Raw genomic sequence first — 23,549 nt, 5'->3', positions numbered from 1 at the left:
CCTCTAGTTTTAGTAAACTTTGCTAACTGTAAACCGACCTGCGAACGGGTAGCCGTAGCGTAACGGCCACTCGACGGTGGGACGCTCCGCCGAGTCGGCAGGGCCAAGACCACCACCGGTACGACGTTTCGTACCCGCGGGGGCACCGAAGGGGGAAGATCACGTGGGGTTGGATCCAGGACTGCGCCGGCTCGCGCTGGGCACGCTGCTGGCCGCGTACCCGGGACCGGTCCCGCCGGACTGGGCGGTCGACCTGCTGGCCGACGGGCTGGCCGGGCACACCCTGTTCGGCACCAACGTGCACGACCCCGCGCAGGTGGCGGCGAGCACCGCCGCGCTGCGCACCGGTCGGCCGGACGCGCTGATCGCCATCGACGAGGAGGGTGGCGATGTGACCCGGCTGGCGCACGCCACCGGCAGCCCGTACCCCGGCAACGCCGCCCTGGGTGCGATCGGCGACGTGGCCCTCACCCGACGGGTCTACCAGTCGATCGGCGCCGAACTGGCTGCGCTCGGCATCACCGTCAACCTCGCCCCGACTGTCGACGTCAACACCGCCGCCGACAACCCGGTGATCGGCACCCGGTCCTTCGGCGCGGACCCGGTGCGGGTGGCCGCCCACTCGGCCGCCGCCGTGGCCGGGTTGCAGGCCGCCGGCGTGGCCGCCTGCGCCAAGCACTTCCCCGGGCACGGCGCCACAGTCACCGACTCCCACCACGAGCTGCCCACTGTGGACGCTCCACTGGGCCTGCTCCGCCAGCGGGACCTACCGCCGTTCGCGGCCATCGTCGCCGCCGGGGCGCGCGCCGTGATGACCGCGCACATCCGGGTGCCGGCGCTCACCGGCGCCGACCCGGCCACCTTCAGCCGAGCCGTCCTGGTCGACCTGCTGCGCACCGAGTACGGCTTCACCGGCACCGTCATCACCGACGCGCTGGAGATGAAGGGCGCCGCGGTGGCCGCCGGCGGGGTCGGGCCGGCCGCGGTCCGGGCCCTGGGCGCGGGCGCCGACCTGCTCTGCATCGGCGCGAAGGTCGACGCCGAACTGGTCGAGCGGGTGGCCGCCGAGATCGTCGACGCGCTCGCCGACGGCCGACTGGCGAGGGCGCGGGTCGAGGAGGCGGCCGGCCGCGCCGCCGACCTCGCCGCCTGGACCCGGGCCGCCAGCGGGTCGCCGGCCACCGGCGACACCGAGCTGGGGTATGCGGCAGCGCGTCGAGCGGTTCGGGTGGACGGCCTGCTCACCGGCCTGGACCAGCCACTGGTGGTGCAACTGCACACCGAGTCGACGATCGCCGAGGGCCGGGTGCCGTGGGGCCTCGGTCCGCACCTGGCCGGGGTGCCGGAGATCCGGGTGATCGCCGCCGAGACCGACCCGGCCACCCTGCGCGGGTTGGCTGGCGACCGTCCCATCGTGCTGGTCGGGCGACACCTGCACCGGCTGCCCGGCGGCCCGGAGCTGATCGCCGACCTGGCGGCTCAGCACCCGGTGACAGTGGTGGAGATGGGCTGGCCGGCACAGTGGCGGCCCGCGGGCGTCCGTGCCTTCGTCACCACCTACGGCGCGAGCCACGCCAACGGTCGCGCCGCGGCCGAGGTGCTCGGCCTGGCCGGCTGAGCCACGGCGCCATCCGGCCGGGCTGAAACGCTCGGCCGGACGGCGCGCTCTCAGCGCCGCACCAGAGTGTCCACAGTCACTGGTCGCCACTTCTTGAACATGTTCAAGTTCAGCTCTACTCTGATGACGTCGGTAGTTGAACACGTTCAAGAAGGGCGTCCACATGGACATCAAGGTCGGGATGTACGTGGTCTACCTCGCGGTCAGCGTCGGCCTGACCATCTGGGTGGCTCGAGCGCTGTCCCGCAACGGGCTGGTCTTCCTGGAGGAGGTGTTCGCCGAGAAGCGACTCGCCCAAGCGGTCAACAGCCTCCTGGTGGTCGGCTTCTATCTGCTCAACCTCGGCTACGTCACCGTGGCGATGAAGCACTCCGACCCGGTGGGTTCGACAAGCCAGGCCATGGAGGAACTGTCACTCAAGATCGGCTTGGTGCTGCTGGTGCTCGGCGCGCTGCACTTCTTCAACGTCTTCGCACTCGGCCGCTACCGCCGAAACCGACTCCGCCAGTTCGCCACCCACCCCCCGCTCGCCCCGATCGGCCGACTACCCATGCAAGCCACCCCAGCCGGACCGCAGCTGGTCGGCGCGTACCCGACCGGACCCCAGCCAACCGGCGCCTACCCGACCGGACCTCAGCCGACCGGTCCGCAGTCGGGTGGTCCGCAGCCGGGTGGTCCGCAGCCGGGTGGTCCGCAGCCGGGCGTCGGCCCGACGAACAACCCACCGACCCGATGACAGTGCCCCCGACTGACGGCATCGGTCGGCTCCCGGATCCCACCGCTCACTCCGGCGGTGGGATCCGGGGGTTCACCGTCCTGTTCGACGCGGCCTGCCCGCTCTGCCGCGCCGCCCGCCGCTGGTTGTCGTCCCGCGCCCAACTCGTACCCCTGGAGTTCGTGCCGGCCGGGTCCGCCGAGGCCCGGCGGCGCTTCCCCGGCCTGGACCACGACGCGACGCTGCGCGACCTCACCGTGATCGCCGACACCGGCGAGGTGTACGCGGGCGACGGCGCCTGGTTCGCCTGCCTCTGGGCACTGGCCGACCATCGGTCCACGGCCGAGCGGCTGGCCCGACCGCACCTGCTTCCCCTCGCCCGGCAGACGGTGGCCGCCGCCTCGGCGATCCGGGAGCGGATCCGCGACCCGCGGGCCGAGCCGACCGACGAACCGGCGGGATACGGTGAGCCCGATGACCGAGCAGCCTGCGCAGACGACCACTGCGGGTGACCCAGCCACCGCCCGAGGCGAGCAGACCCGGCAGCTGATCCGGGACACCGCGATGCGGCTGTTCCGCGAACGCGGGTACGCCCAGACCACGATGCGGGCGATCGCGCAGGAAGCCGGCGTGGCGGTGGGCAACGCCTACTACTACTTCGGTTCCAAGGACCACCTGATCCAGGAGTTCTACGCCCAGTCCCAGGTCGAGCACCGGGCCGCCGCGCAGCCCGTGCTCGATCGGGAGGAGGCGTTCGGTCCCCGGCTCGCCGGGGTGCTGCACGCGGGGATCGACGTGTTGACGCCCTCACACGGATTCGCGGCGACCTTCTTCAAGACGGCGGCGGAGCCCACCTCCCCCTTGAGCCCCTTCTCCGCGGAGTCCTCCGGCCCTCGACAGGCGGCCATCGACCTCTTCGGCGAGGTGTTGACCGGCTCGACGGCCACTGTCGACGCCGAGTTGCGTCCGCAGCTGCCCGAGCTGCTCTGGCTCGCGTACATGGGCGTGATCCTCTACTGGGTGCACGACAGGTCGCCGGACCAGACCAAGACCCGCCAGCTGATCGACGGGGCCGTACCTCTGATCGACCGGCTCGTGGCGCTGTCCCGGCTCCGGGTCCTGCGGCCGGTGACCCGACAGGTGCTCGACCTGATTCGCACGCTGCGTCACTGATCCGGCCGACACCATGCTGCCAGCGAAGCCGCAGGTCAAGTCCGGTTTTCGACACTCCGAACCGACAGCTTCAACCTTGCCCCGAGCCAGTTCGATACGTAGCGTGATCGACGCGTAGCGGCTCGCCCACGGCGAGGCCGCTACACCCGGTACCGGGGCCTGGGGGGAGGTTGCGGACCGTGGATCCGGCCCGGGATCCACGGTCCGCGCCCAATGCCCGCTCAGCGTGGATAGACGCCGTACGCGCGCCAGCCCCGGTCCGGGAAACCGGCCGCTTCGGCGACGCGGGCCGAGGCGTAATTGTCCCGCTCGTGCAGATAGGTGGGGACCGCTCCCTCGTCGAGCACCCGCCGCGCCGCCTGGGCCACCAGTCGACGGGCCAGGCCTCGCCCGTGGGCGGCCGGCACGGTACCGACGGCCAACTCGTGCCCGTACGCGTCGTGCCGTTTGATCCCGGCACCGGCCAGGTAGCCGCCGTCCGGGTCGCGGACCACCAGCACCGGCCGGTCGAAGAGTCGCAGCCACGGCGGCAGCCCGGTGGCGGTCGGCTCGGTCCACTCCCCCACGTCGGGCAGCGGCGCGGGCGCCAGGCTCCACCGGAAGGGCCCGTCGTGTACGCAGAAGCCGGGCCGGCCGACGGCCTCCGGCAGTGCGGCGAGCAAGCGAGCCGGCGTACGGCTGACGACCAACGCGCGGGTCGCCGCCACGCGGTCCGGCGCCACGGAGAGAACGGCGCTCTGCCCGGTGTCCACGGCGAGCGCGGGGCGTAGCCGGCCATCCCAGGCCGGTTCGGCCCGCCGCTGCGAGGCGACCACGTGCAACCCCGGCCCGGCCGGCCACTGGCCGAGCCAGGTGGCCAGGTGCAGGTGAAGTCGCCGGTCGAGCATGCGCACCTCCCCGTCACCCGACCTTTCGTCGATCACCGTACGCCGGACGGCAGGGCCGGGCGCAGGATACGTCAGGGCCGAGCGGGAAAGGGGTGCGGAACCCAGGCGCGCACAAAATCGACCGTCATATGTATTTCCATACCTGGACACCTTTGTTTGGGACGGTAAACGCATGCCGATTCAGCCGAGCGACGACTACCAGCAGGACCCCGAGCGACTCTGGCAGGCGGCGGAGGCCGTCGGAGGCAATCCGCCCCAGCCGCGCTACCGGAACCCGCGGACGATCGGCGGCGGCGCCCTGTCGTGGGCCGGGCTGAACAAGCTGTCCGTCGGCAGCTCCGGTCGGCACCGCCTGAACACCCACTGACGCACCACCGGTCGGGTGGCACCGAGGGGCAGCCTCCGACGTTCGGGGCGACACACCGGAGGAGGTCCAGCGGCGGCTTTCGCACACCTGTCGGGTAATTTCTTGGGGTCCGCCATCCCGGCCTACGACAGGAGAAGCTCCGCGCATGGGCAAGAAGACGATCCACGTCTCCGACTTCACCGGCACGGTTCTGCAGCAGGACGCCGAGGTGGTCCGCGTCGTCGTGCTGGAGCACCCGGACCTGGTCGCCGGGCCCGTGCAGTTGGACGCCACCCCGGGCGAGGTGGAGAACATCGACGACGCCGCGCTGGACGTGGCGGTGGTGGAGATCCACGACCGGCACGGTGGCGGCGAGCCCCGCCGGGTGGTGTTGACCGCCAGCGAGTTCGACGCGATGGCCACCGACGTGCCGATGGCGCAGCTGTTGAAGACGGCTGAGCGGGTCCGCCCACCCAAGGCCCGCAAGACCACCGAGAAGATCGACTACGGCACGCTGGAGCACGCCGGCAAGCCACACCGGGGCCGGGTCACCGAGGAGGAGGCCCGCCTGGTGCGTGAGCAACTCGACGAGGTCAACAAGCGCCTCGCCGACGCGGGCGTACGCCAGATCGACCCGGCCGATCCGGAGCACGCCCTGCGTTACGGCTTTCCTGAGGTGCCCTGACCCCGGGTTCTCACTTCTTTCCGACGGCGGCGGCGAGGGCGGCGGCCAGGTCGGCCTCGACCGTCGCCTTGTCCAGGCCGAGGTTGGTGAGCACGCCGGCGCCGTCCTCCTGCTCCAACAGGGCGAGCAGAATGTGCTCGGTGCCGATGTAGTTGTGCCCGAGGCGCAGCGCCTCCCGGAAGGTCAGCTCCAACGCCTTCTTGCCGCGCGCGTCGTACGGGATGAGGTCCGGAACCTGCTCGACCCTCGGTGGGAGGACGGTGCCGACCGCCTCCCGTACCGCCTCGCCGGTGGCGCCGCGACCAGCCATCACTCTGGCGGCCAGCCCCTCCGGCTCGGCCAGCAGGCCCAGCACCAGGTGCTCGGGGCCGATTTCGGCGTTGCCGCTGGCCCGGGCCTCCTCCTGCGAGGCCATCACCACGTTGCGGGCGCGTGGGGTGAACCGGCCGAAGCCGGCGTTGGGGTCGAGCGCGGCCGCGTCGGTCGTCTTCGGCACGAAGCGCTTCTGGGCGGCCTGCTTGGTGACCCCCATGCTGCGGCCGATGTCGGTCCAGGAGGCGCCCGAGCGCCGTGCCTGGTCGACAAAGTGCCCGATCAGGTGGTCGGCCACCTCGCCGAGGTGGTCGGCGGCGATGACCGCGTCGGTGAGTTGGTCAAGCGCGTCGGTGTGCGCCGTCTTGATCGCCTGGATCAGGTCGTCGAGCTTGACGGGGTTACCGATCTGAAGAGGATCTGTCATGCGTCAACCATAGGTTGACGCATTCCTCGCGTCAACCCTGAGTTGACGACTCCAGCTCCGCTCAGGCGACGTATTCCGGCAGGAGTTGAGCGACGGCCGCCGGCGAGGGCATGCCGGCGATCTCCTCGGCGATCAGACGGGCCGCGTCGCGCTGCTCGACCTGGCCCCGCCGCGGCAGCAGCAGGCGCGCCTGCTCGGCAATGGCGCTCGCGTCCACCTTGCCCGGAAGGAGCCGCACTGCGACACCGGCGGCGGTGAGCGTGTCGGCGTTGGCGAACTGGTCGGCGCCCTGCGGCAGCAGCAACTGCGGTACGCCAACCGCGAGCGCGCCGAGGGTGGTGCCGCTGCCCCCGTGGTGCACCACCACGTCGACGAGCGGCAACAGCTCCGCCTGCGACACCCACTGGTGAACGCTGACGTGGGCGGGGATCTCGCCCAACTGTTCGACGGGCACCCGTCCGGCCGCGACCACCACCTCGGCGTCCAGCGCCGCCAGGCCGGCGATGGCGGTGCGCAGCAGCTCCGGCGTACCGAACGCGGTGCCGAGGGTCACATAGATCAACGGTCGGGACGTGCGACGGCTCACCCGTTCGGGCAGCGGGGCCGGTGTGGAGAAGGCGACAGGTCGCAGCTCGATCCGACGTTCCGTGGCGAGGAAGTCCTTGTCCTGGAGCGACGGCGGCCAGATGTCCAGGTGCGGCCGGCCGACGACCTCGGCGTTCCTGGTGGGCAGTTCCAGGCCGATGCCCTCGGGGAACATCCGGCCGAACCCGTGCCACAGGCCGGGGATCCCGGCCCGGTGAGCCGCCACGGCCGCTCCCGGCAGCCCCCACTCGTGCACCACCAGGTCGGGCCGCAGCCGCGCCAACTCAGGTGCGAGATCCTCGGCGTACACCTCGTAGAAGGCGTCGCCGGGCCGGAACGGCCGCAGGCCGTGCGCGGCGAGCGGCGCGTGCACCTCCGTCCCGGCGGCGAAGTGGACCTCGTGCCCGGCGTCCCGGGCGGCGATCGCCAACGGGATCAGCGGATAGGTGTGACCGACGGACGCAAGACTGGCGAACAGCACACGCATGGCGTCGGACCCTACCTGCCGCACCGTGGGCCCGGCCGGGTCCGCCGGCCCGTATACGGTGGGCTCCGGTCGAGCGCGGTCACCGGCGGGAAGGGCGGTCATGCGTCTGCACGTGGGGTGCGCGATGTGGAGTCACCGGTCGTGGCCGGGCCATCGACTGCCGCCCACCGAGCGCCTGCGGCACTACGCCAGCTGGTGTGACGCCGTGGAGGGCAACACCACGTTCTACGCGACCCCGGCCCGGGACACCGTGGCCTCGTGGGCCGCCCAGACGGGTCCCGACTTCCGGTTCGTCCTCAAACTTCCCAAGGTCATCACGCACGAACGCCGGCTCACCAACGTCGACGAACCGCTACGCGTCTTTCTGGACGCCGTCGAACCGCTCGGCCCGCGCGCCCACGCCCTCTGGATCCAGCTACCCGGCTCGTTCGCGCCCGCCGACGTCCCGGCCCTAAGCCGTTTCCTGGAACAGCTTCCGCAGTCGCACCGGTACGCGGTGGAGGTCCGCCATCCCGCGTTCTTCACCGACGCCCACGCGGCCCGGCTGCTCGGGGAGACCCTCGCCGCCGCCCGCGCCGAGTGGATTCCCTTCGACACGACAGCCTTCTTCGCGAGCCCGCCGACCAGCGACGCGGAGCGGGACGCCTGGACCAAGAAGCCCCGCGTGCCGCTCCGGTCCCTCGCGCTGACCGACCGGCCGATCGTCCGATACCTCGGTCGCGACGATTCGACGCGCACTGTCGAGGGGTGGCAGCGCTGGATCGACGTGACAGTCACCTGGCTCCGCGAGGGGCGCTCGCCGACGATGTTCATCCACACCCCGGACAACGCCGACGCGCCGGCGCTCGCCCGCCGGTTCCACGACGAGGTACGAGCACGCGTACCCGGGCTCGACGCGTTGCCGGAGCCGATCCCGGTCGAGCCGCTGACGCTGTTCTGAGCGGACCGGTCAGCCCTGCTGGTGGAGCAGGTCGTCCAGGTGGGTCGCCGTGCTGATCAGCGAGAGGTGGCTGAACGCCTGCGGGAAGTTGCCGATCTGCTCACCGGTCGGCGCGATCTCCTCGGAGAAGAGGCCGAGCGGGTTGCTGTAGGTGAGCATCTTCTCGAACGTCAACCGGGCGTCGTCGATCCGGCCGGCCAGGGCGAGCGCCTGCACGTACCAGAAGGTGCACATGTTGAAGGTGCCCTCGGTGCCGGCGAGACCGTCCGGCGAGGCCCTCGGGTCGTAGCGGTAGACCAGGCTGTCGGAGACCAGGCCGGTGTCCATCGCCCGCAGCGTCGACTCCCACATCGGGTCGGTCGCCGAGATGAAGTTCAGCCCCGGCATCGCCAGCAGCGACGCGTCCAGGATGTCGGAGCCGTAGTGCTGCACGAACGCGCGACGTTCCTGGTTGAACCCACGAGTCATCACCTGGTGGTAGATGGCGTCACGTTCGGCGGACCAGCGGGCGATGTCGCCGGGGCGGCCCCGGCGTCGCGCGATGCGGATGGCCCGGTCCAGCGCGACCCAGGACAACACCCGACCGTAGGTGAAGTCCTGCCGACCGGAACGGGTCTCCCAGATGCCGTCCTCGGGCTGGTCCCAGTGCTCACAGAGCCAGTCCATCAAGCCGGCCGTCTTGCGCCACCCCTCGTACGGCGCGATCAGCCCGTTGCGGTCCGCCAGCTCCAACGAGACGAGCGCCTCGCCGTAGATGTCGAGTTGGAGTTGACCCGCGGCGCCGTTGCCGATCCGCACCGGGGCGGAGCCGCGGTACCCCTCCAGGTGACCCAGCACCTCCTCGGGGAGGTCCGGTGAGCCGTCGATGCGGTACATGATCTGCAGGGGCAGGTTGCCGTCCCGTGCCTCACGGATGCGCGCGTCGAGCCAGAGCAGATACTTCTCGGCCTCGTCGGTGAAGCCCAGGCGCAGCAGCGCGTGCACGGAGAAGGACGCGTCCCGGATCCAGGTGTAGCGGTAGTCCCAGTTCCGCTGTCCGCCGATCTGTTCGGGCAACCCCGCTGTGGGCGCGGCGACCAGGGCGCCGGTCGGTGCGTACGTCATCAGCTTGAGGGTCATCGCCGACCGCTCGACCACCTCCCTCCAGCGACCCTTGTAGCGGGAACCGCCCACCCACCGCCGCCAGTAGTCGCGGGTTTCGGCGAGCAGTTCGCACGCCTCGTCGGTGGTGAGCGCTCGGGGCGCGTGCGGGCAGGCCGTCTCCAGGACCACCCCGCCGATGTCGCCGGCGTGCAGGGTGAACGAAGCAGACACACCGTCGGTGTCCCGTTTGATGTCCCTCGCGTTGAACTCGCGGCGCGAGTTCTTGAAGGCGGCCAGGGTGAGGCTCATCGTCCGGCTCCGGAAGACGTCGCCCTCGGGGTGCACCTCCAGCTCGTACGGATCGCGCCCGTAGTTGAACCGTGGGTGGCAGTGGAAGCGGAACCGCATGCTCCCCCGGACCATCCGCACCAGCCGGATCAACCGGTGCCGGTCGGTGGCCTCCGCACCGGTGACCGGCATGAAGTCCAACAGCTCACCGACACCGTCGGCGCTGTGGAAGCGGGTGATCAGGATCGGCGTACCGGGCAGGTAGAGCTGCTTGCTCGTGTAGTCGACACCCTCGGGCGAGAGCTGGAAGTGGCCGCCGTTGCGGCGGTCCAGCAGCGCTCCGAAGACGCTCGGCGAGTCGAAGCGGGGCGCGCAGAACCAGTCGACGGTACCGTCCGTGCTGATCAGCGCCGCGGTCTGTAGATCACCGATCAGACCGTGGTCCTCGACTGCCGGGTAGCTGTCCACGCTGTCCCCCGCCATCAGTACTGGCAATGGCGGCGACTACCCGGGCACCGTCGAAAGATGCGGCCCGCGGCTGGACACGGTCGAGACCACCACTCATTGCGGAAGCAAACCTTCCGCAATCGTCGATAGCGTCACCATCAACGACATCGACGAGAGGACACCTGATGAGCCTGCGAGGATTCGCCACCCTGAACATCTGGGCGGACGACGTGGAAGCGGCCACCGCCTGGTACGCGGACTTCCTCGGCGTCGAGGCGTACTTCATGCGCCCCGGCCCCGACGGACGCCCGGCCTACACCGAGTTCCGCGTCGGGGACTACCAGGCCGAACTGGGCATCATCGACCGCAAATTCGCACCGGCCGGCGCGGCGACCGGGCCGGGCGGCGTCGTGATGCACTGGTACGTCGACGACCTCGACGCGACAGTCGAACGGCTGCTGGCGATGGGTGCCACGGAGTACCAGCCGATTACTCCGCACGGGGACGAGGGGTTCATCACCGCGGCGGTGGTCGACCCGTTCGGCAACGTGCTGGGGGTCATGAAGAACCCGCACTACCTTGACGTCCTCGCGTCGCTGAAGGCGACCTGAGGTGGGTGCGCTCGACGTTCCCGCTCAGCGGTAGCGGCGGAGGTGCCGGGCCGGGATCAGTCCCACTCGTCCCGGTCCACCGTTCGCCGCACCAACGCTCCCGCTTCGTCGGCGTTCAGCCCGCTGGCCATCAGCAGTTCGTGTGCCGAGGTGCGAAAATCGCCTGCGGCGATCATGCCCGAGTAGCCCAGCCGGTGGGTGTGCGGGCGGGTGGGATCCGACACGGCGGGTCCCTGCGCTTTTCCGACCAACTCGACGGCGGTCAGGATCTGCTGGCGCGCCTGTTGCGGCTCGGCCCGCGCACGGATCGCGCAGCGCAGCGTCTGCACGCTGTCGGCCAGCAGGTCGATCGCAGCGGGAAACTCCTCCGGCACCGGTTCGCCGTCCCGCATGGCCTTCGTGAGCCTTCTCGTGATCGCTCGAAAGGCGTACAGGCTGCGTTCCATGTGTCGGACGGCATCGGTGTAATAGGCCAGGGATGGGCGCTCCCGCCAGCGCAGTGGCGCCAGTCGCACCACCTCCTGCGCGGCGCCGAGCCCTTCGTCCAGCGCGGTCAGCCGGGAGCCGAGGCCGCGCAACGTCCCCAGGCTCCGCTGGGCGCCGTCGAGATCCCGAAGGCGCAGCGCCGCGGCCAGGTCGTGCATGGCGGTGATGGCCGGGTCGAGGACGGGTTCGGCCAGCAGCCGCACGGTCCGCTGCGGGTGGATGGGCACCAGCAACAGACCGACAGCCAACCCGACCAGGCCGCCGACCGCGGCGTCGACGAAGCGAGGGACGGACAGGTCACGCACGGGCGGTTCCAGGGTGGCGATGAGCACTGCGGTGCCGCCGGCCTGGGTGAGCAGTGAGCCACCGCCCTTGAGCAGGATGGCGACGATGATCGCCAGTACGACGACCACGCCGGTCTGCCACGCCCCGATGCCGAACAACGGCATGAGCGCGTCGCCGACGGCGAGCCCGAGAACGACCCCAACCAGAAGCTCGATGGTGCGCCGCAAGCGTGAGCCCATCGCGGCGGCCACGATGCCGACCGCTGTGGTGGGTGCGAGCACCGGGGCGGGATTGTCCAGGAACTGGTACCCCACGAACCAGGCGATCGTCGCCGCGACGCCGGCCTGCACGGCGAGCAGCCAATAGAGGCGCAGGCGCCAGGCCCGGGATCGCAACCCGTGCCGCACCCGCTCGCGCAGGCCGGCCCAGGCTCGGTCGACCCGGAACACCCGGTGCGGGGGTGGGTCGTGGTCAGCTGCCGGCTCCTGCTTGGCGGGCATCCGCGCCGCTTACCCAGCGGAGGCGGACCTATCCGGCCAGTGGGCCGAATCGTGTCTGTGTCCCGTCAGTGGGCGGGGTTCGGCGTGTGCGGAAGTTTGCCGAGTTGGCGCCAGTTCGTCTCGGCGACGTCGACACCGTAGTGCTTGGCGGCGGCGAGGATGTTCTGGAAGGCCAGGTCGCGGTCCTTGTCGGTGACGCCCTGCACCTGATCGAACCGGGCGATGGCGTTACGGACGTGGCTCGCATCGGTCATCGGCTCCTTGCGTTTGCCGGGGAACGCAAAGACGGTCTCCGGCAGCTCGCGCTTGTCCTTGTCCGACAGGCCGCCGTGCTTCTCGTGGGGCTTCCAGGTCGATGTCATCGCCCAGCATTACCCGCGCGCTGCCCGGCAGCACCTCCGAACCGACATGAGATCGGGCGCGGAAAGCCCGCGTACTTTAAGGAAGGTTTAAAGACCTTCCGGGCACGGGCCGGAAGCGCCTACCATTCGGCCGCCGTGGCCGTTCGGGTCATCCTGGCGTCTACTCGTTGGGAGTGACAGTGTCGTACGAAGGCCCGCCACCACCCCGTCATCGCCTTCCTGGCTGGCTCGACCGCAACAGGCTGGGGGTGGCCGCCGGCGCGGCGGCAGTACTCGTCATCGCGGCCGGGGGCGCGTACCTGGGCAACGGCGCGGCGCAGCCCGAGCCGTCGAACGCGGCCAACGCCCTCGAATACCCGTCACCACCGGCCGGGCAGCCGGCGTCGCCCGGCGTGGCGGTGTCGACCTCCGCGACGCCGTCGGCCGCCACGACCCCGTCGACCGGCGCGACACCGTCGACCGCTGCCGCGCCGAAGGTCCCGGCAACCGGCTGGATTCCGGTCGACCGGACGACCTGGAAGGCGCAGGCCGACGCGTACCGGGCGTTGAAGATCGACCCCGTCCCGTCCGGCGTGGGCAACCTTCCGGAGTTCCGGGCGGACTGCCAGTACAGCCACCGGCTACCGGACGACCCGATCGTCGCCCCCGGCCTACCGGGCGCGTCACACATGCACTCGTTCGTCGGCAACAAGGCCGTCGACGCGAACACCGTCGCCGGCGACCTGACGAAGTTCACTGCCACCTCCTGCAAGCCCGTCCAGGACCACTCCGCCTACTGGGTGCCCACGCTCTACGACAACGCGACGGGAAAGCCTGTCGAGACCACCGGTTTCCGGGTCTACTACCGCTCGCTCGCCAAGAACTCGACAGGCCAGATGCCGATGCCCAACGGCCTGCGCATGATCTCCGGCGACGCCAAGAAGAAGAAGCCGACGCCGCGAGGCGCGACCGGCCAGTTCTACTGCGCCTTCTACGGCCCCGGCGACCTCGACGGCATCGCCCGCAGCACCAACGGCAACTGGCCCATCTGCGGGGGCGACGCGACGCTGCACTTCATGATGCAGTTCCCGGACTGCTGGGACGGCAAGCACCTGGACAGCCCCAACCACAAGGACCATGTGGCGTACGGCAGCGGCAACTCCTGCCCGACCAGTCACCCGGTCCGGATCCCGGCGATCACCTTCGACATTCAGTACCCGGCGAAGGGCACCCCGGCGGGCTACTACCTCTCCTCCGACAAGGAGGGCAAGAGCGCCTCGTCGATGCACGGCGACGCGTTCGTGATGTGGGACGTCAACACCATGAACAAGCGCACCAAGAACTGCGTCCAGGGACGCCGGACCTGCGACAACTACGGCTACCAGAAATAGCCGGGGCCAGGCCCGTGTCGGCCTGGCCCCGGAGTCTGTTCGGGTCAGCTACGCAGCGTCCACCGCTGGTTCGTGCCGCCGTTGCAGGACCAGAGGATGAGCTTGGTGCCGTTGGCGGTGGCGGCGCCGTTGGCGTCGAGGCAGAGCCCGGACTGGGCGTTCGTCACGGTGCCGTTGGCGTTGACGTTCCACTGCTGGTTGAGCCCACCGTGGCAGTCCCAGATGATGACCGCGGTGCCGTTGGCCGTGCCGGCCCCGGAGGCGTCCAGGCACTTGTTGCCGTACACGGTCAGCTGCTTGCTGGCCGTCTGGGTCCACCGCTGGTTGGTGCCCGTGGAGCAGTCCCAGAGTTGGGCCTGAGTGCCGTTGGTGGTCGAGGAGTTGGGCACCTCGGCACAGCGGCCGGACTGGCCACCCACGAGTTGTCCGCTTCCCGTACCGCTGCCACCGCCCTGCTGCTGCCGGACGAGCGCTGTCGACTCGGCCGACCGGTTGCCCTGCGCATCGACGACGTAGAGCCGGTACTCGCCCTGAGTGGCCGGCACGGCGATGGACGTGGCGGTGCCGGCGGCCCTGGTCATCGTCGCCCCGGCGGTGAAGGTGGTCGTGCCGTACGGCGCCAACCAGACCGACTTGGTGGCGTCGCCGATGCTCCGGATCGGGATCGACGCCGTGGCGCTGGTGACGAAGGTGCTGGCCGGCAGCACATAGTTCGGTGCGGAGAAATTGCTCGCCGGAATGATGTCGCGGTACGCGTCCTCAAGGCCGGAGTTCGCGGCGATGCCGTACGCCGCCGCCGGCCAGACATAGTCGGACGAGACGAGGATGTCGGCGACGGTGCTGTTCGGCAGATTCTTGTTCGAGACCTTGTTGATCGGGCCGTAGATCTGCGTGATGCTCAGATCGTGCTTCCGCCCGAAGTCATCCGAATTGATCATCCAGGTGACGTTCTTGTCGATACTCAGGACGTTGTCGCGAAACGTGATGAACGCGGATCCCTCGTCCGGGTGCAGTCCGTACTTGTGACCCGACGGAACACCCTGGAGATAGTTGTTCGTGATGGTGGTTCCGGGCTGGCTTCCGAGCGTGTAGATGGGGGCCGTGTCGCTGAGGCGCTGCACCGTGTCGATGAAGTGGTTGTAACTGATGGTGTTGTTCCTCGCCGTGGTGGTCGGTCGGTTCGGCACGATCGAGCCCGACGACCCGTCGAAGTTCCACCAGCCCCAGCCGAGCGTGATGCCCGACCACGGGGTCTTCTCGATCCGGTTGCGCTGGATGGTGAGGGTGTCGGCGAAGTACGCGGAGATGGGGCTGTGCCCGTTGAACAGAACCGCGCTGTCGTAGAGGTAGTTGTTCTTGATGTCGATGTTCTTCGGTAGCCCCTCGACCGACGCGGAGTACTTCTCCCGGTTGGTCGACGTGCCGTCTCCGACGTAGACGTGCTGCGGATGGCCCACGAGGATCGCGGACCCGGCGATGTCGTTGGTGTGGTTGCCGATCAACTGCGTGCTCTGCACGTCGTTGACCATGCTGATCCCGTCGGCACCGGTGTGCTGGATCCGGTTGCGTTGCAGGAGGATCCCGTCGGCGTTCTGCACCTGGACGATGCCGGGAACCACGTCGACGTTGCGGTAGTGGTAGACGTGGAAGTTGCCCTTGGCGTACACGTTCGCGCTCAGATTGCCCTGCTGCGCCTGCTTGAGGACCGAGCCTGCGACGTTGACCAGGTTCCAGTCGGAGTGCTGCACCGTCAGGCCGGAGAACGTGATGTTGCGCGCGTGGCTGCTCGTCGAGGTGCCGGCGACCCGCAGCACTGTGGAGATGTTGTTCGGCGCGTAGACCGTCGCTGTCGACATGTTCTCGGCGCTGGCCTTGTAGTAGTAGAGCGTCCGGCTGCCCTTGTCGAAGTAGAACTCACCGGGGGCGTCCAGAAACTCGTAGGCGTTCATGAGCTTGTGCGTGCCACCCACCTGGGCGTTGCCGTTGAATGCGCCCTGGGCTATGGCCGCACCGGGTTGCTGAAAGAGGGCGACCCGGTTAGCGCCGTCGGAACTCGTGGTCACCTGGCGGACGCCCACGATGGCAGTGGTCCAGGTCGTTCCGGTCTCGATCTCGATGTCGTCCTGGTTGTTGGGGACGGCCGGGAAGTCGTTCAGGCTGTATTTCGCGCCATCGCACTGCGAGCCCGACTCCCAGGCCCACGAGGCCTGGTTGGCGGTGATGTTGTACGTCCCGTAACAGCCCGCCGAGCTGATCGTCTTCGACGCCATGAACGCGCGCTTGTCATTGACGTAGAGAGCCCGCAGCTTGTTGGCGCGGTTGAGCGGCGCCTTCCAGATGTTGCCGCTGTGCTGGCTCCACCCGGTCACCTGGACGCCGCCGTCGAGGACCGGCTTCTCGTTGGGGTAGGCCGCGTAGCTGATCCGGAATCCGTTGGTGCCGGAGTCGCTCGGCCCGAATTCGACAGTGCTGCTCACCGGATAGGTTCCACCACGGAGGTAGACGTCCACGTCGCCGGTCATGTTCGTGTTTATCGTACGAACGATGTCCCGGGCACGTTGCACAGTACGGAATGGCGACTGCAGGGTGCCCGGATTGGCGTCGTTACCGTCCGGGGCGACATAGTAGGTCGCCTGGACTGCGGCCGAGGCCGGTAGCTGGTTTGTCAGCACTGCCGGCAGTGTGGCGGCGACAAGCGCCGCCACCGCCAGCACTGACATTCGAGCGGTGGATATGGCTGACTTCACGTCTGTTCCTCTCACTGGTCGTCGATGTGGTGCCCAAAGTTCGTATCGAGCGACGAGTACGGAAACAGCGACGCCACTAAGGGCCGGCGGGGACTTCCGTCGCCCCGACCGCACTCTTTGTTAACCGCCCCGAAATTCTTACTGGGAGCGTAGGTCACACGTCTGACCAATGCAACTGGCAATTGGAGGGCGTCTATGTAGAAATGCCGTCGGATCGGGCAGATCAACCATGCCGACCGCACGCCCCTGCCTACGTCGTCCGACGAATCCGCAGCGACGACGCGGGCTCGCCATATAGGCCGCGACAGCAATCAGGGAGACCCCGGGCCGGACCGACGATCAACCCGCGCCAGGGCCCGATCAACCGAGACCGCGAAGTCCGAAAGACTCCGAAAGTTTCGGCGGCGTCAGGAGTCGAGGCGGCGTCCCGGGCATGCCCACGTCAGGCGCAGCGCACCCTCGCCAGCCGGCCCCGGGAGCTGCATGTGCGCACCGATCACACATTGACTTGCATTGATGTTCTGCTTACAGTCACCAACGAAATACCGAAAGTTTACCGAAAAGTAACCCGGAGGTCCGGCCACCGTCCGCAGGTCGCCACGCAGCGACGGCGGCCTGGCGTCGGTCCGCTCCGGCGTGAACCAGGAGGAACCCCAGCGATGTCGCAGCTCGTCCTGTTCGCGATCGACATCTGCGCGGTGGCGCTGCTCGTCTTCGGGCTCTACTTCCCCCGGCACCGCCGGCGCGACCTGGTCGTCGCCTACCTGGGGGTCAACGTCGGCGTCCTCGCGGTGGCGAGCGCGCTGAGCGCCAGCGACGTCGGTGCCGGGCTCGGGCTGGGACTGGCGCTGTTCGGGGTGCTCTCCATCATCCGACTCCGGTCGACGGAGCTCGACCAGCACGAGGTCGCGTACTACTTCTCCGCTCTCGCACTGGGCATTCTCGGCGCACTCAGCACCACCTCGGTCTGGCTCAGCGGAGGCCTGATGGCACTCATCGTCGCGGTGATGTTCGTCGGTGATCACCGACGGCTGCTCCGGCACTACCGGCACCAGATCATGGTGCTCGACTCCGCCGTCACCGATCACGTCGCCCTCGTCGCCCAGCTGGAGCAACTGCTCAATGCCCGGGTGCACAACGCCATCGTCCAGCGGCTCGACATGGTCAACGAGACCACAGTGGTCGACGTCCGATACTCGGTCGCCCGGCGCAGCGCGGCGGCCGGCACCAGCAAGTCGGTCCGGACCGGGGCGCTCCGATGAGCGCGCCACCGCTGGCCCGGCTGGCACCGATCGCACTCGCCGAGGTGATCGACCGAGCGGCGCTGCAGAGCAGGGTGGACCGCAAGTACGTGATCGCGGTGGACGAGTTGCCGCACCTGCTGGACCAGCTCACCCCGTACGCCCGGGTGCTGGACATCGATGGTGAGCGCAGCTTCCGGTACGAGTCCGTGTACTTCGACACGCCCTGTCTGGCCAGCTACCACTGCGCCGCGTACCGGCGGCGCAGACGCTTCAAGGTACGGACCCGGACCTACCTCGACTCGGCCCAGTGCTGGCTGGAAGTGAAGATCAGCGGAGCGCGCGGACGGGTCACCAAGCACCGACTGCCGTATCTCGCCGAGGACCGCCGCACCGTCCGGCTTGGGCGCAGGTTCGTCGACGAGGTGCTCGATCGGGAGTCGATCCTGTCCGATCTCGCCGGCAGCCCGCTCGAGCCGGTGCTGGTCACCAGCTACCGTCGCTCCACTCTGCTGCTGCCGTCGACCGCGAGCCGGGTCACCATCGACACCGCGCTCACCTGGCAGGACGGTGACCGCACCCTGCGACTGCCCGGCATCGCCGTGGTCGAGACCAAGACCAGCTCGGCCCCTTCGCTGGTCGACCGCGCGCTGTGGCAGCGCGGGACCCGGCCCGTGCGCATCTCGAAGTACGCCACCGGTCTCGCTGCTCTCCGCCTGGATCTTCCCGACGTGCCGTGGCGACGGACGCTACGCCGCCATTTCCGCGCCGACCCGTCCTCGGCGTTCCTGGAGTTGACAGTTCCCACCCGATCAGAACAGGAGGCATCGTGCGCATGACCACCCGCAACACCGGTCTTCCGGTGGCGGCCCTTCGTGCCGCCGGGATCGCCGCCACCACAGTGTTCGTCGCAGGCCTCCTCGTGGTGTCGTCGCCACCGGCCGGCGCCGAACCCGTCGCGACTGCCCAGGCCGCCCAACCGGTCACCGAACTCCTCGCCGGCACCCAGGCCGCCGATGCCGCCGCCGCACCGGCCGCGGCGGACGACCTGGTCGGCGACATCACCTTCTCGGTGCCCAGCGGCACCTTCCAGGGAGAGGTGGCGGTGACGCTGAGCAGCACGGTCAGCGGTGCCCAGATCCGCTACACCACCAACGGGCAGCCGCCCACCGCCCAGTCGTCGCTCTATTCGGGCTCGGCGCTGCGCTTCACCCGCACCACCCAACTGCGGGCACAGGCGTTCGTCGGCCAGACACCGACGGGTGCGCCCGGCACCGCCATGTACGCCGCGCAGAACGTCACCACCGCCCACGACCTGCCGGTGGTGCTGATCGACTCGTACGGCGCGGGCCGGCCCGACCGTGAGTACTTCGACGCCACCACCATGATCTTCGAACCGGCCGGTGGCGGCACCACGTCGCTGGCGGCCGCCCCGACGCTCAGCACCCGCGCGGGATTCCGGCTGCGCGGCAACTCGTCGGCAACGTTCGAGAAGACGCCGTTCCGGGTCGAGTTCTGGGACAACGAGAACGACGACGCCGACCACCCCGTGCTGGGCATGCCCGCCGACTCCGACTGGGTGTTGCGCGGCCCGTTCCCCGACAAGGCGTTGATCCGCGAGGCGCTCGTCTACGACCTCGGACGCGAGATGGGGCTGCCGGCCCCGCGCTACGCGTTCGCCGAGTTCTACCTCAACACGGACGCCGCACCGGTGGGTGCCGGCGACTACATGGGCGTCTACATGTTCATGGAGACGATCAAGAACTCGAAGGACCGCCTCGACCTCAAGCAGTTGGACTCCGACGACGTGACCCTGCCGAAGATCCAGGGCGGGTACATCTGGAAGTTCGAGTGGATGGCGGCCGAGGAGCCGACGTTGCCGTGCACCGGGCCGGCCGCCACCTGCTGGAACTACCTTGAGGTCGCCGATCCGTCGCCCCTGCAACCGCAGCAACGGGACTGGCTGCGCGGTCACCTCCAGGAGTTCAACGACGTGCTGCACTCGTCGAACTTCGCCGACCCGACCACCGGATACCGCAAGTACATCGACGTCGACTCCTTCATCGACCTCATGATCGTCAACGAGCTGAGCCGGGAGATGGACGCCTACGTCCGCAGCTCGCACTTCTACAAGGACCGGGACAGCAAGATCTTCGCGGGTCCGCTGTGGGACTTCGACCTGAGCTTCGGCGTCGGTGGGTTCTTCGCCAACGACCAGGTGTCGGGCTGGCAGCACCAGCAGACCCGGCAGCCGTCGGCCAACGACTGGTTCGCCCAGTTGCTGCGCGACCCCGCGTTCGTCAACCAGGCCCGATCGCGCTGGCAGACACTGCGACGGGGCCTGCTCTCCGACGCCGCGCTCCAGACCCGGGTCAACGCTCTCGCGACCCCGCTGACCAACGCGGCTCAGCGCAACTTCCAACGCTGGCCGAACCTGACGGCGCCGACGGTCAGCTTCTTCCGCACCCCGACCTCGCCCACCTGGCAGGGGCAGGTCCAGGTCATGCGGGACTGGATGCTGCGGCGCGCCGCCTGGCTGGACTCCACCGCCGGTTGGGGTGGTTCCGTCACCACGCCTCCGCCTACCACGCCTCCGCCCACCACCCCACCGCCGGCGGCCGGCTGCACCGCGACGTACGCGGTGACCAGCCAGTGGACCGGTGGCTTCCAGGGCGAGGTACGGGTCACCGCGGGAACGTCGGCGATCAGCAACTGGACCGTGACGTGGACCTTCGCCGGTGGCCAGAGCATCACCCAGGCCTGGAACGCGACAGTCACGAGCCAGGGATCGGCGGTCACCGCGCGCAACGTCGCCTACAACGGGGCACTCGGCGCCGGCGCCAGCACCGCGTTCGGGTTCCTCGGCTCGTCCACCGGCACGCCCAGCACACCTTCGCTGACCTGCACGGCCAACTGACGAGCCACCGGCCCGTGGCCGGGTCGACGATCGACCCGGCCACGGGCTCCGGTCACCTGATGGAGAATTCCGCCAGCCGCAGCGGGGAGTCGAACACCAGGTACACGTCGCGGGTGCCGACGGCCCGGGCCACCTCGGTGCTGGTGCTGACGTACCGGTAGTCGTCGCCGGTGCTGGGCACTGTGGCCGTGCCCAGCAGCCGGCCGGTGGGCGAGCCCAACCGGATCTGGATCGTGCCGGCGCCCGCGCCGGCCTTGGCGACCTTCGCGGTGAAGGTGCGCGCGTCAGCACGCAGCGCGGAACCGTCGAAAGAGATCCACTGACCGGCCGCTGTGGCACCGATCGCCGTACCGCTGGGTTTCGTCTCGTCGACGAGCCGGGCTCCCGCGTACCTGTCGAAGTTCTCCGCCCTGGTGGGCCGGGACAGGTCGCGGGCCGGGATGGTCTCACCACGGACCCGGACCGCGGCGCGGGCCCGGATGTCCTCGGCGGACGCCCCGACCATCAGGTCGTGGACGGACGACTCGACCACCCACCTGCTGCGGGTGACGTCCCAGTGCGCCAGGTCGGCGGCGGGCAGGCGCAAGGTCACCGTACGGGTCTGCCCGGGCGCGAGTTTCACCTGCTGGAAAGCCTTGAGCTGGCGGATCGGGGTGGTGTCCCGCGAGGTGCGCTGGTGGGTGTAGAGCTGAACGACCTCGGTCCCGGCCCGGCTGCCGACGTTCGTCACGTCGACACTGGCCGTGATGGTGCCGTCGGCCGCGACCGACTGCGGACCGGCACGCAGCTGGCCGTACCGGAAGCGGGTGTACGACAGACCGTGGCCGAACGGGTAGAGCGGCTTCGCGCGGCTGTACAGGTAGGTCTGCCCGGACGAGATGATGTCGTACTCCAGCAGGTCCGGCGGCAGTTGCGAGTCCGAGCGGTACCAGGTCTGGGTGAGCCGGCCGGACGGGTTGCGGTCGCCGAAGAGGACGTCGGCGATGGCGTGACCGGTCTCCGCGCCCGCGTGGGTGGTCCAGACGATGGCCGGTACGTGCTCCTGCTCCCACCGGATGGTGACCGGGTAGCTGGTCTGGAGCACGAGCACGGTCCGCGGGTTGGCAGTGACCACGGCCTTGACCAGCGCCTCCTGGCCGGCGCTCAGCGCCGTCGAGGTCCGGTCGTGCGCCTCACGGCCGTTGATGAACGGGTTGCTGCCGACCACCAGCACCGCAGTGTCGGCCGCCTTGGCTGCCGCCACGGCCCGGTCGATTCCGCTGCTGATCACCTCGCGACTGAAGTGGGCCGCGCCGGCCGGGGTGGATGCGCCGAGCTTGAGGGCGCCGTCGTCGCCGACCGTCACGTACGTGTCGGCGCCGAACCAGCTCTCAGTGGTTTCGTAGCCGACGTAACGCAGCACCACTGTTCCGTCGGCCTGCGGCTCCAGCTTGAACTGCTGCTGGACGTACCAGCCGTTCGGCTGCTCGTCGCGGGTGACGAACGGCCCCCAGTTGTAGCCGAGGTAGCGGCCGTTGGCGGCGTTGCGCAACGTCACCACATCCTGCCCCCAGTCGACAGCGTCGAACTGGGCGGCAAGCGCCGGGGTGGCGCCGGTCCCGAGGACCCTGTCGGCGTCGGTGGTGCCGGTGGCCGAGACGTACCGGCCGGTCGACACGTCCTTCAGGGCGATCCGGTCCGCCCCGTCGAGCCCGCTCACACTGGCCGAGCCGCCCAACCGTTCGCGGATGCCCCCGAGCGCCGTCACCTGGTACGGCAGGTCGCCGCCGTACCAGTCCGAGTAGAGGGTGTCGGCCAGCGGGCCGAGCACCGCCACCTTGCGGGTCCGGGCCGGGTCCAGCGGTAGCGCCTGCCGTTCGTTCTTCAGCAGCACCATCGCCTCACCGGCGGCCTGCCGGGCCAGTCGCTGGTGTTCAGGACTGTTGATGACGTCCGGGGTGATGCCGCCGTACCGGCCGCCGCCCGGGTCGAACTCACCCAGCCGGAACCGGACGCTCAGAATCTCGCGGATCCGGGCGTCGATGTCCCCCTCGGTGAGCAGACCGGCCGCCAGGGCCTGCTTGATCGCGGTGATGGTCGGCTGCGCGTTGGTGTCGTCGGTGATGAAGCTGTTCAGGCCGGCCTTGATGATCGCAGCGTTCCCCTCGGCCTGGGTCGGGTAGTACCCCTGCGAGGCGACGAGGTTGTTCGGCGCCCAGGCGTCGGTGACGTTCATCAGCGGCTGGTCGGTCCAGTCGCGGACCACGGTGGCCAGGTCCGGGTCCACGGTGGCCGGGCGACCGTTGACCAGGTTGTACGCGGCCATCATCCCGGTCGCCGCGTCGGCGGCGATGGCCGGTTCGAAGGCGGCGCGGTCGTATTCGTTGAGCACCCGAGGCGGCACGTTCGAGGAGGTCACATCGCGCCGGACCTCGTTGTTGTAGGCCAGGTAGTGCTTGAGGGTCGGCGCGCTCTTCAGGTGGTTCGGGTCACCGCCGGTCATCCCCGAGCCGTACGCGGTGGAGATCGCGGCGGTGAGCATCGGGTCCTCGGAGTAGCCCTCCTCGTTGCGGCCCCACCGGGGGTCGCGCAGCAGGTTGACCACCGGCGCCCAGAGGTTGAGCCCCCAGACCCGGGGGTTCTGCGCGTGGTAGCCGCGCGCCTCGTCGCCGACGGCCGAACCGACCTGCCGGATCAGGTCGGTGTTCCAGGTGCTCGCCATGCCCACCGGCTGTGGGAAGACGGTGCCGCGGGCCTTGACCACCGCGCCGTTGTTGTCGATGTCGGTGGACCAGGCCACCCCGTGCAACGCCTCGGTGCCGGTCTTGAACAGGCCGATGCCCAGCCGGGGAATGGCCGGCTGGTACTGGTGCAGCCAGGAGATCTTCTCGTCCTGGGTGAGCCGGCCGAGCAGGTCGTCGACCCGGGCGTTCACGGGTAGGTGGGGATCTCGGAACGGGTAGGTGGGTTCGGCGAGCGCGGTGCCGGGAACGGCCGGTAGGGCTAGCAGGGCAAGCGCGAGCGCGGTGATTCCGCGCCGAAGGCGCCAGTTCCGCAT

General features: G+C 69.5%; 19 protein-coding genes and 1 pseudogene. 12 read left to right on the top strand and 8 right to left on the bottom strand.

Annotated features, from left to right (window positions below; all coding sequences use genetic code 11):
* Positions 1-163 precede the first annotated feature (163 nt).
* The 4 genes from ACLJOK_RS22285 (at position 164) to ACLJOK_RS22270 (ending at position 3,506) form a co-directional block, all read left to right on the top strand.
* Positions 164-1,618 (top strand): glycoside hydrolase family 3 N-terminal domain-containing protein, encoded by a 1,455-nt coding sequence (locus tag ACLJOK_RS22285; protein WP_410820614.1) that lies wholly within the window; start codon positions 164-166, stop codon positions 1,616-1,618.
* A gap of 136 nt (positions 1,619-1,754) precedes the next feature.
* Positions 1,755-2,354, top strand: coding sequence for a hypothetical protein (locus ACLJOK_RS22280; protein ID WP_410820613.1), 600 nt, complete (start codon positions 1,755-1,757; stop codon positions 2,352-2,354).
* Entirely contained in the window at positions 2,351-2,845 is a 495-nt protein-coding gene (locus tag ACLJOK_RS22275; protein ID WP_410820612.1) for a thiol-disulfide oxidoreductase DCC family protein, read from the top strand. Before ACLJOK_RS22280 ends, ACLJOK_RS22275 begins: the two co-directional genes overlap by 4 nt.
* Positions 2,808-3,506 (top strand): TetR/AcrR family transcriptional regulator, encoded by a 699-nt coding sequence (locus ACLJOK_RS22270; protein ID WP_410820611.1) that lies wholly within the window; start codon positions 2,808-2,810, stop codon positions 3,504-3,506. Before ACLJOK_RS22275 ends, ACLJOK_RS22270 begins: the two co-directional genes overlap by 38 nt.
* A 221-nt stretch (positions 3,507-3,727) precedes the next feature.
* Here the strand turns inward: ACLJOK_RS22270 and ACLJOK_RS22265 are convergent, their stop codons facing one another.
* Positions 3,728-4,393, bottom strand: coding sequence for a GNAT family N-acetyltransferase (locus tag ACLJOK_RS22265; RefSeq protein WP_410820610.1), 666 nt, complete (start codon positions 4,391-4,393; stop codon positions 3,728-3,730).
* 172 nt (positions 4,394-4,565) lie between these two features.
* On the opposite strand from ACLJOK_RS22265, the gene ACLJOK_RS22260 reads away from it, so the two are divergent.
* On the top strand, positions 4,566-4,760 hold the full coding sequence (locus ACLJOK_RS22260; protein ID WP_410820609.1) for a DNA repair protein: 195 nt from the start codon (positions 4,566-4,568) through the stop codon (positions 4,758-4,760).
* A gap of 145 nt (positions 4,761-4,905) precedes the next feature.
* Positions 4,906-5,424: a hypothetical protein gene (locus ACLJOK_RS22255; protein WP_354943271.1), complete on the top strand. Its 519-nt coding sequence runs from the start codon at positions 4,906-4,908 to the stop codon at positions 5,422-5,424.
* Between the two features lie 10 nt (positions 5,425-5,434).
* Here the strand turns inward: ACLJOK_RS22255 and ACLJOK_RS22250 are convergent, their stop codons facing one another.
* Both ACLJOK_RS22250 and ACLJOK_RS22245 read right to left on the bottom strand, forming a co-directional pair.
* Positions 5,435-6,163, bottom strand: coding sequence for a Clp protease N-terminal domain-containing protein (locus ACLJOK_RS22250; protein WP_410820608.1), 729 nt, complete (start codon positions 6,161-6,163; stop codon positions 5,435-5,437).
* Between the two features lie 91 nt (positions 6,164-6,254).
* Positions 6,255-7,235 (bottom strand): annotated as a pseudogene (locus ACLJOK_RS22245) (glycosyltransferase); the annotation flags it as partial.
* Between the two features lie 124 nt (positions 7,236-7,359).
* On the opposite strand from ACLJOK_RS22245, the gene ACLJOK_RS22240 reads away from it, so the two are divergent.
* The gene (locus ACLJOK_RS22240) at positions 7,360-8,175 is read left to right on the top strand and encodes a DUF72 domain-containing protein (protein ID WP_410821565.1); all 816 of its coding nucleotides are present in this window, start codon (positions 7,360-7,362) and stop codon (positions 8,173-8,175) included.
* 9 nt (positions 8,176-8,184) lie between these two features.
* Here ACLJOK_RS22240 and ACLJOK_RS22235 read toward each other — a convergent pair whose 3' ends face one another.
* Positions 8,185-10,014, bottom strand: a complete 1,830-nt coding sequence (locus ACLJOK_RS22235; RefSeq protein WP_410821564.1) for a glycoside hydrolase family 15 protein — start codon at positions 10,012-10,014, stop codon at positions 8,185-8,187.
* Positions 10,015-10,178: 164 nt separating this feature from the next.
* Between ACLJOK_RS22235 and ACLJOK_RS22230 the strand changes: the two genes are divergently transcribed.
* A complete protein-coding gene (locus tag ACLJOK_RS22230; protein ID WP_410820607.1) occupies positions 10,179-10,604 on the top strand; it encodes a VOC family protein in 426 nt (141 codons plus the stop codon).
* Positions 10,605-10,660: 56 nt separating this feature from the next.
* On the opposite strand, the gene ACLJOK_RS22225 is transcribed toward ACLJOK_RS22230, so the two are convergent.
* Together ACLJOK_RS22225 and ACLJOK_RS22220 are read right to left on the bottom strand one after the other, a co-directional pair.
* On the bottom strand, positions 10,661-11,875 hold the full coding sequence (locus ACLJOK_RS22225; protein ID WP_410820606.1) for an FUSC family protein: 1,215 nt from the start codon (positions 11,873-11,875) through the stop codon (positions 10,661-10,663).
* A 65-nt stretch (positions 11,876-11,940) separates the two neighbouring features.
* Entirely contained in the window at positions 11,941-12,237 is a 297-nt protein-coding gene (locus ACLJOK_RS22220) for a DUF6582 domain-containing protein (protein WP_196921397.1), read from the bottom strand.
* Positions 12,238-12,416: 179 nt separating this feature from the next.
* On the opposite strand from ACLJOK_RS22220, the gene ACLJOK_RS22215 reads away from it, so the two are divergent.
* A complete protein-coding gene (locus ACLJOK_RS22215; RefSeq protein WP_410820605.1) occupies positions 12,417-13,607 on the top strand; it encodes a DUF1996 domain-containing protein in 1,191 nt (396 codons plus the stop codon).
* Positions 13,608-13,651: 44 nt separating this feature from the next.
* Here ACLJOK_RS22215 and ACLJOK_RS22210 read toward each other — a convergent pair whose 3' ends face one another.
* Positions 13,652-16,327, bottom strand: coding sequence for an RICIN domain-containing protein (locus ACLJOK_RS22210; RefSeq protein ID WP_410820604.1), 2,676 nt, complete (start codon positions 16,325-16,327; stop codon positions 13,652-13,654).
* 686 nt (positions 16,328-17,013) lie between these two features.
* Here ACLJOK_RS22210 and ACLJOK_RS22205 point away from each other — a divergent pair.
* The 3 genes from ACLJOK_RS22205 to ACLJOK_RS22195 are packed head-to-tail and all read left to right on the top strand — an operon-like array spanning position 17,014 to position 20,512.
* The gene (locus ACLJOK_RS22205) at positions 17,014-17,616 is read left to right on the top strand and encodes a DUF4956 domain-containing protein (RefSeq protein ID WP_410820603.1); all 603 of its coding nucleotides are present in this window, start codon (positions 17,014-17,016) and stop codon (positions 17,614-17,616) included.
* Positions 17,613-18,434 (top strand): polyphosphate polymerase domain-containing protein, encoded by an 822-nt coding sequence (locus tag ACLJOK_RS22200; protein WP_410820602.1) that lies wholly within the window; start codon positions 17,613-17,615, stop codon positions 18,432-18,434. Before ACLJOK_RS22205 ends, ACLJOK_RS22200 begins: the two co-directional genes overlap by 4 nt.
* A complete protein-coding gene (locus ACLJOK_RS22195; protein WP_410821563.1) occupies positions 18,431-20,512 on the top strand; it encodes a CotH kinase family protein in 2,082 nt (693 codons plus the stop codon). The genes ACLJOK_RS22200 and ACLJOK_RS22195 overlap by 4 nt, the downstream gene beginning before the upstream one ends.
* Positions 20,513-20,564: 52 nt before the next feature.
* On the opposite strand, the gene ACLJOK_RS22190 is transcribed toward ACLJOK_RS22195, so the two are convergent.
* Positions 20,565-23,549: a glycoside hydrolase family 3 C-terminal domain-containing protein gene (locus tag ACLJOK_RS22190; protein ID WP_410820601.1), complete on the bottom strand. Its 2,985-nt coding sequence runs from the start codon at positions 23,547-23,549 to the stop codon at positions 20,565-20,567.

Origin of the sequence: Micromonospora sp. 050-3 (assembly GCF_046549335.1) — a bacterium.
Taxonomy (GTDB): domain Bacteria; phylum Actinomycetota; class Actinomycetes; order Mycobacteriales; family Micromonosporaceae; genus Micromonospora; species Micromonospora trifolii.
Note: the sequence above shows the minus strand (reverse complement) of the source record. Positions and strands in the feature narration are given on the sequence as shown.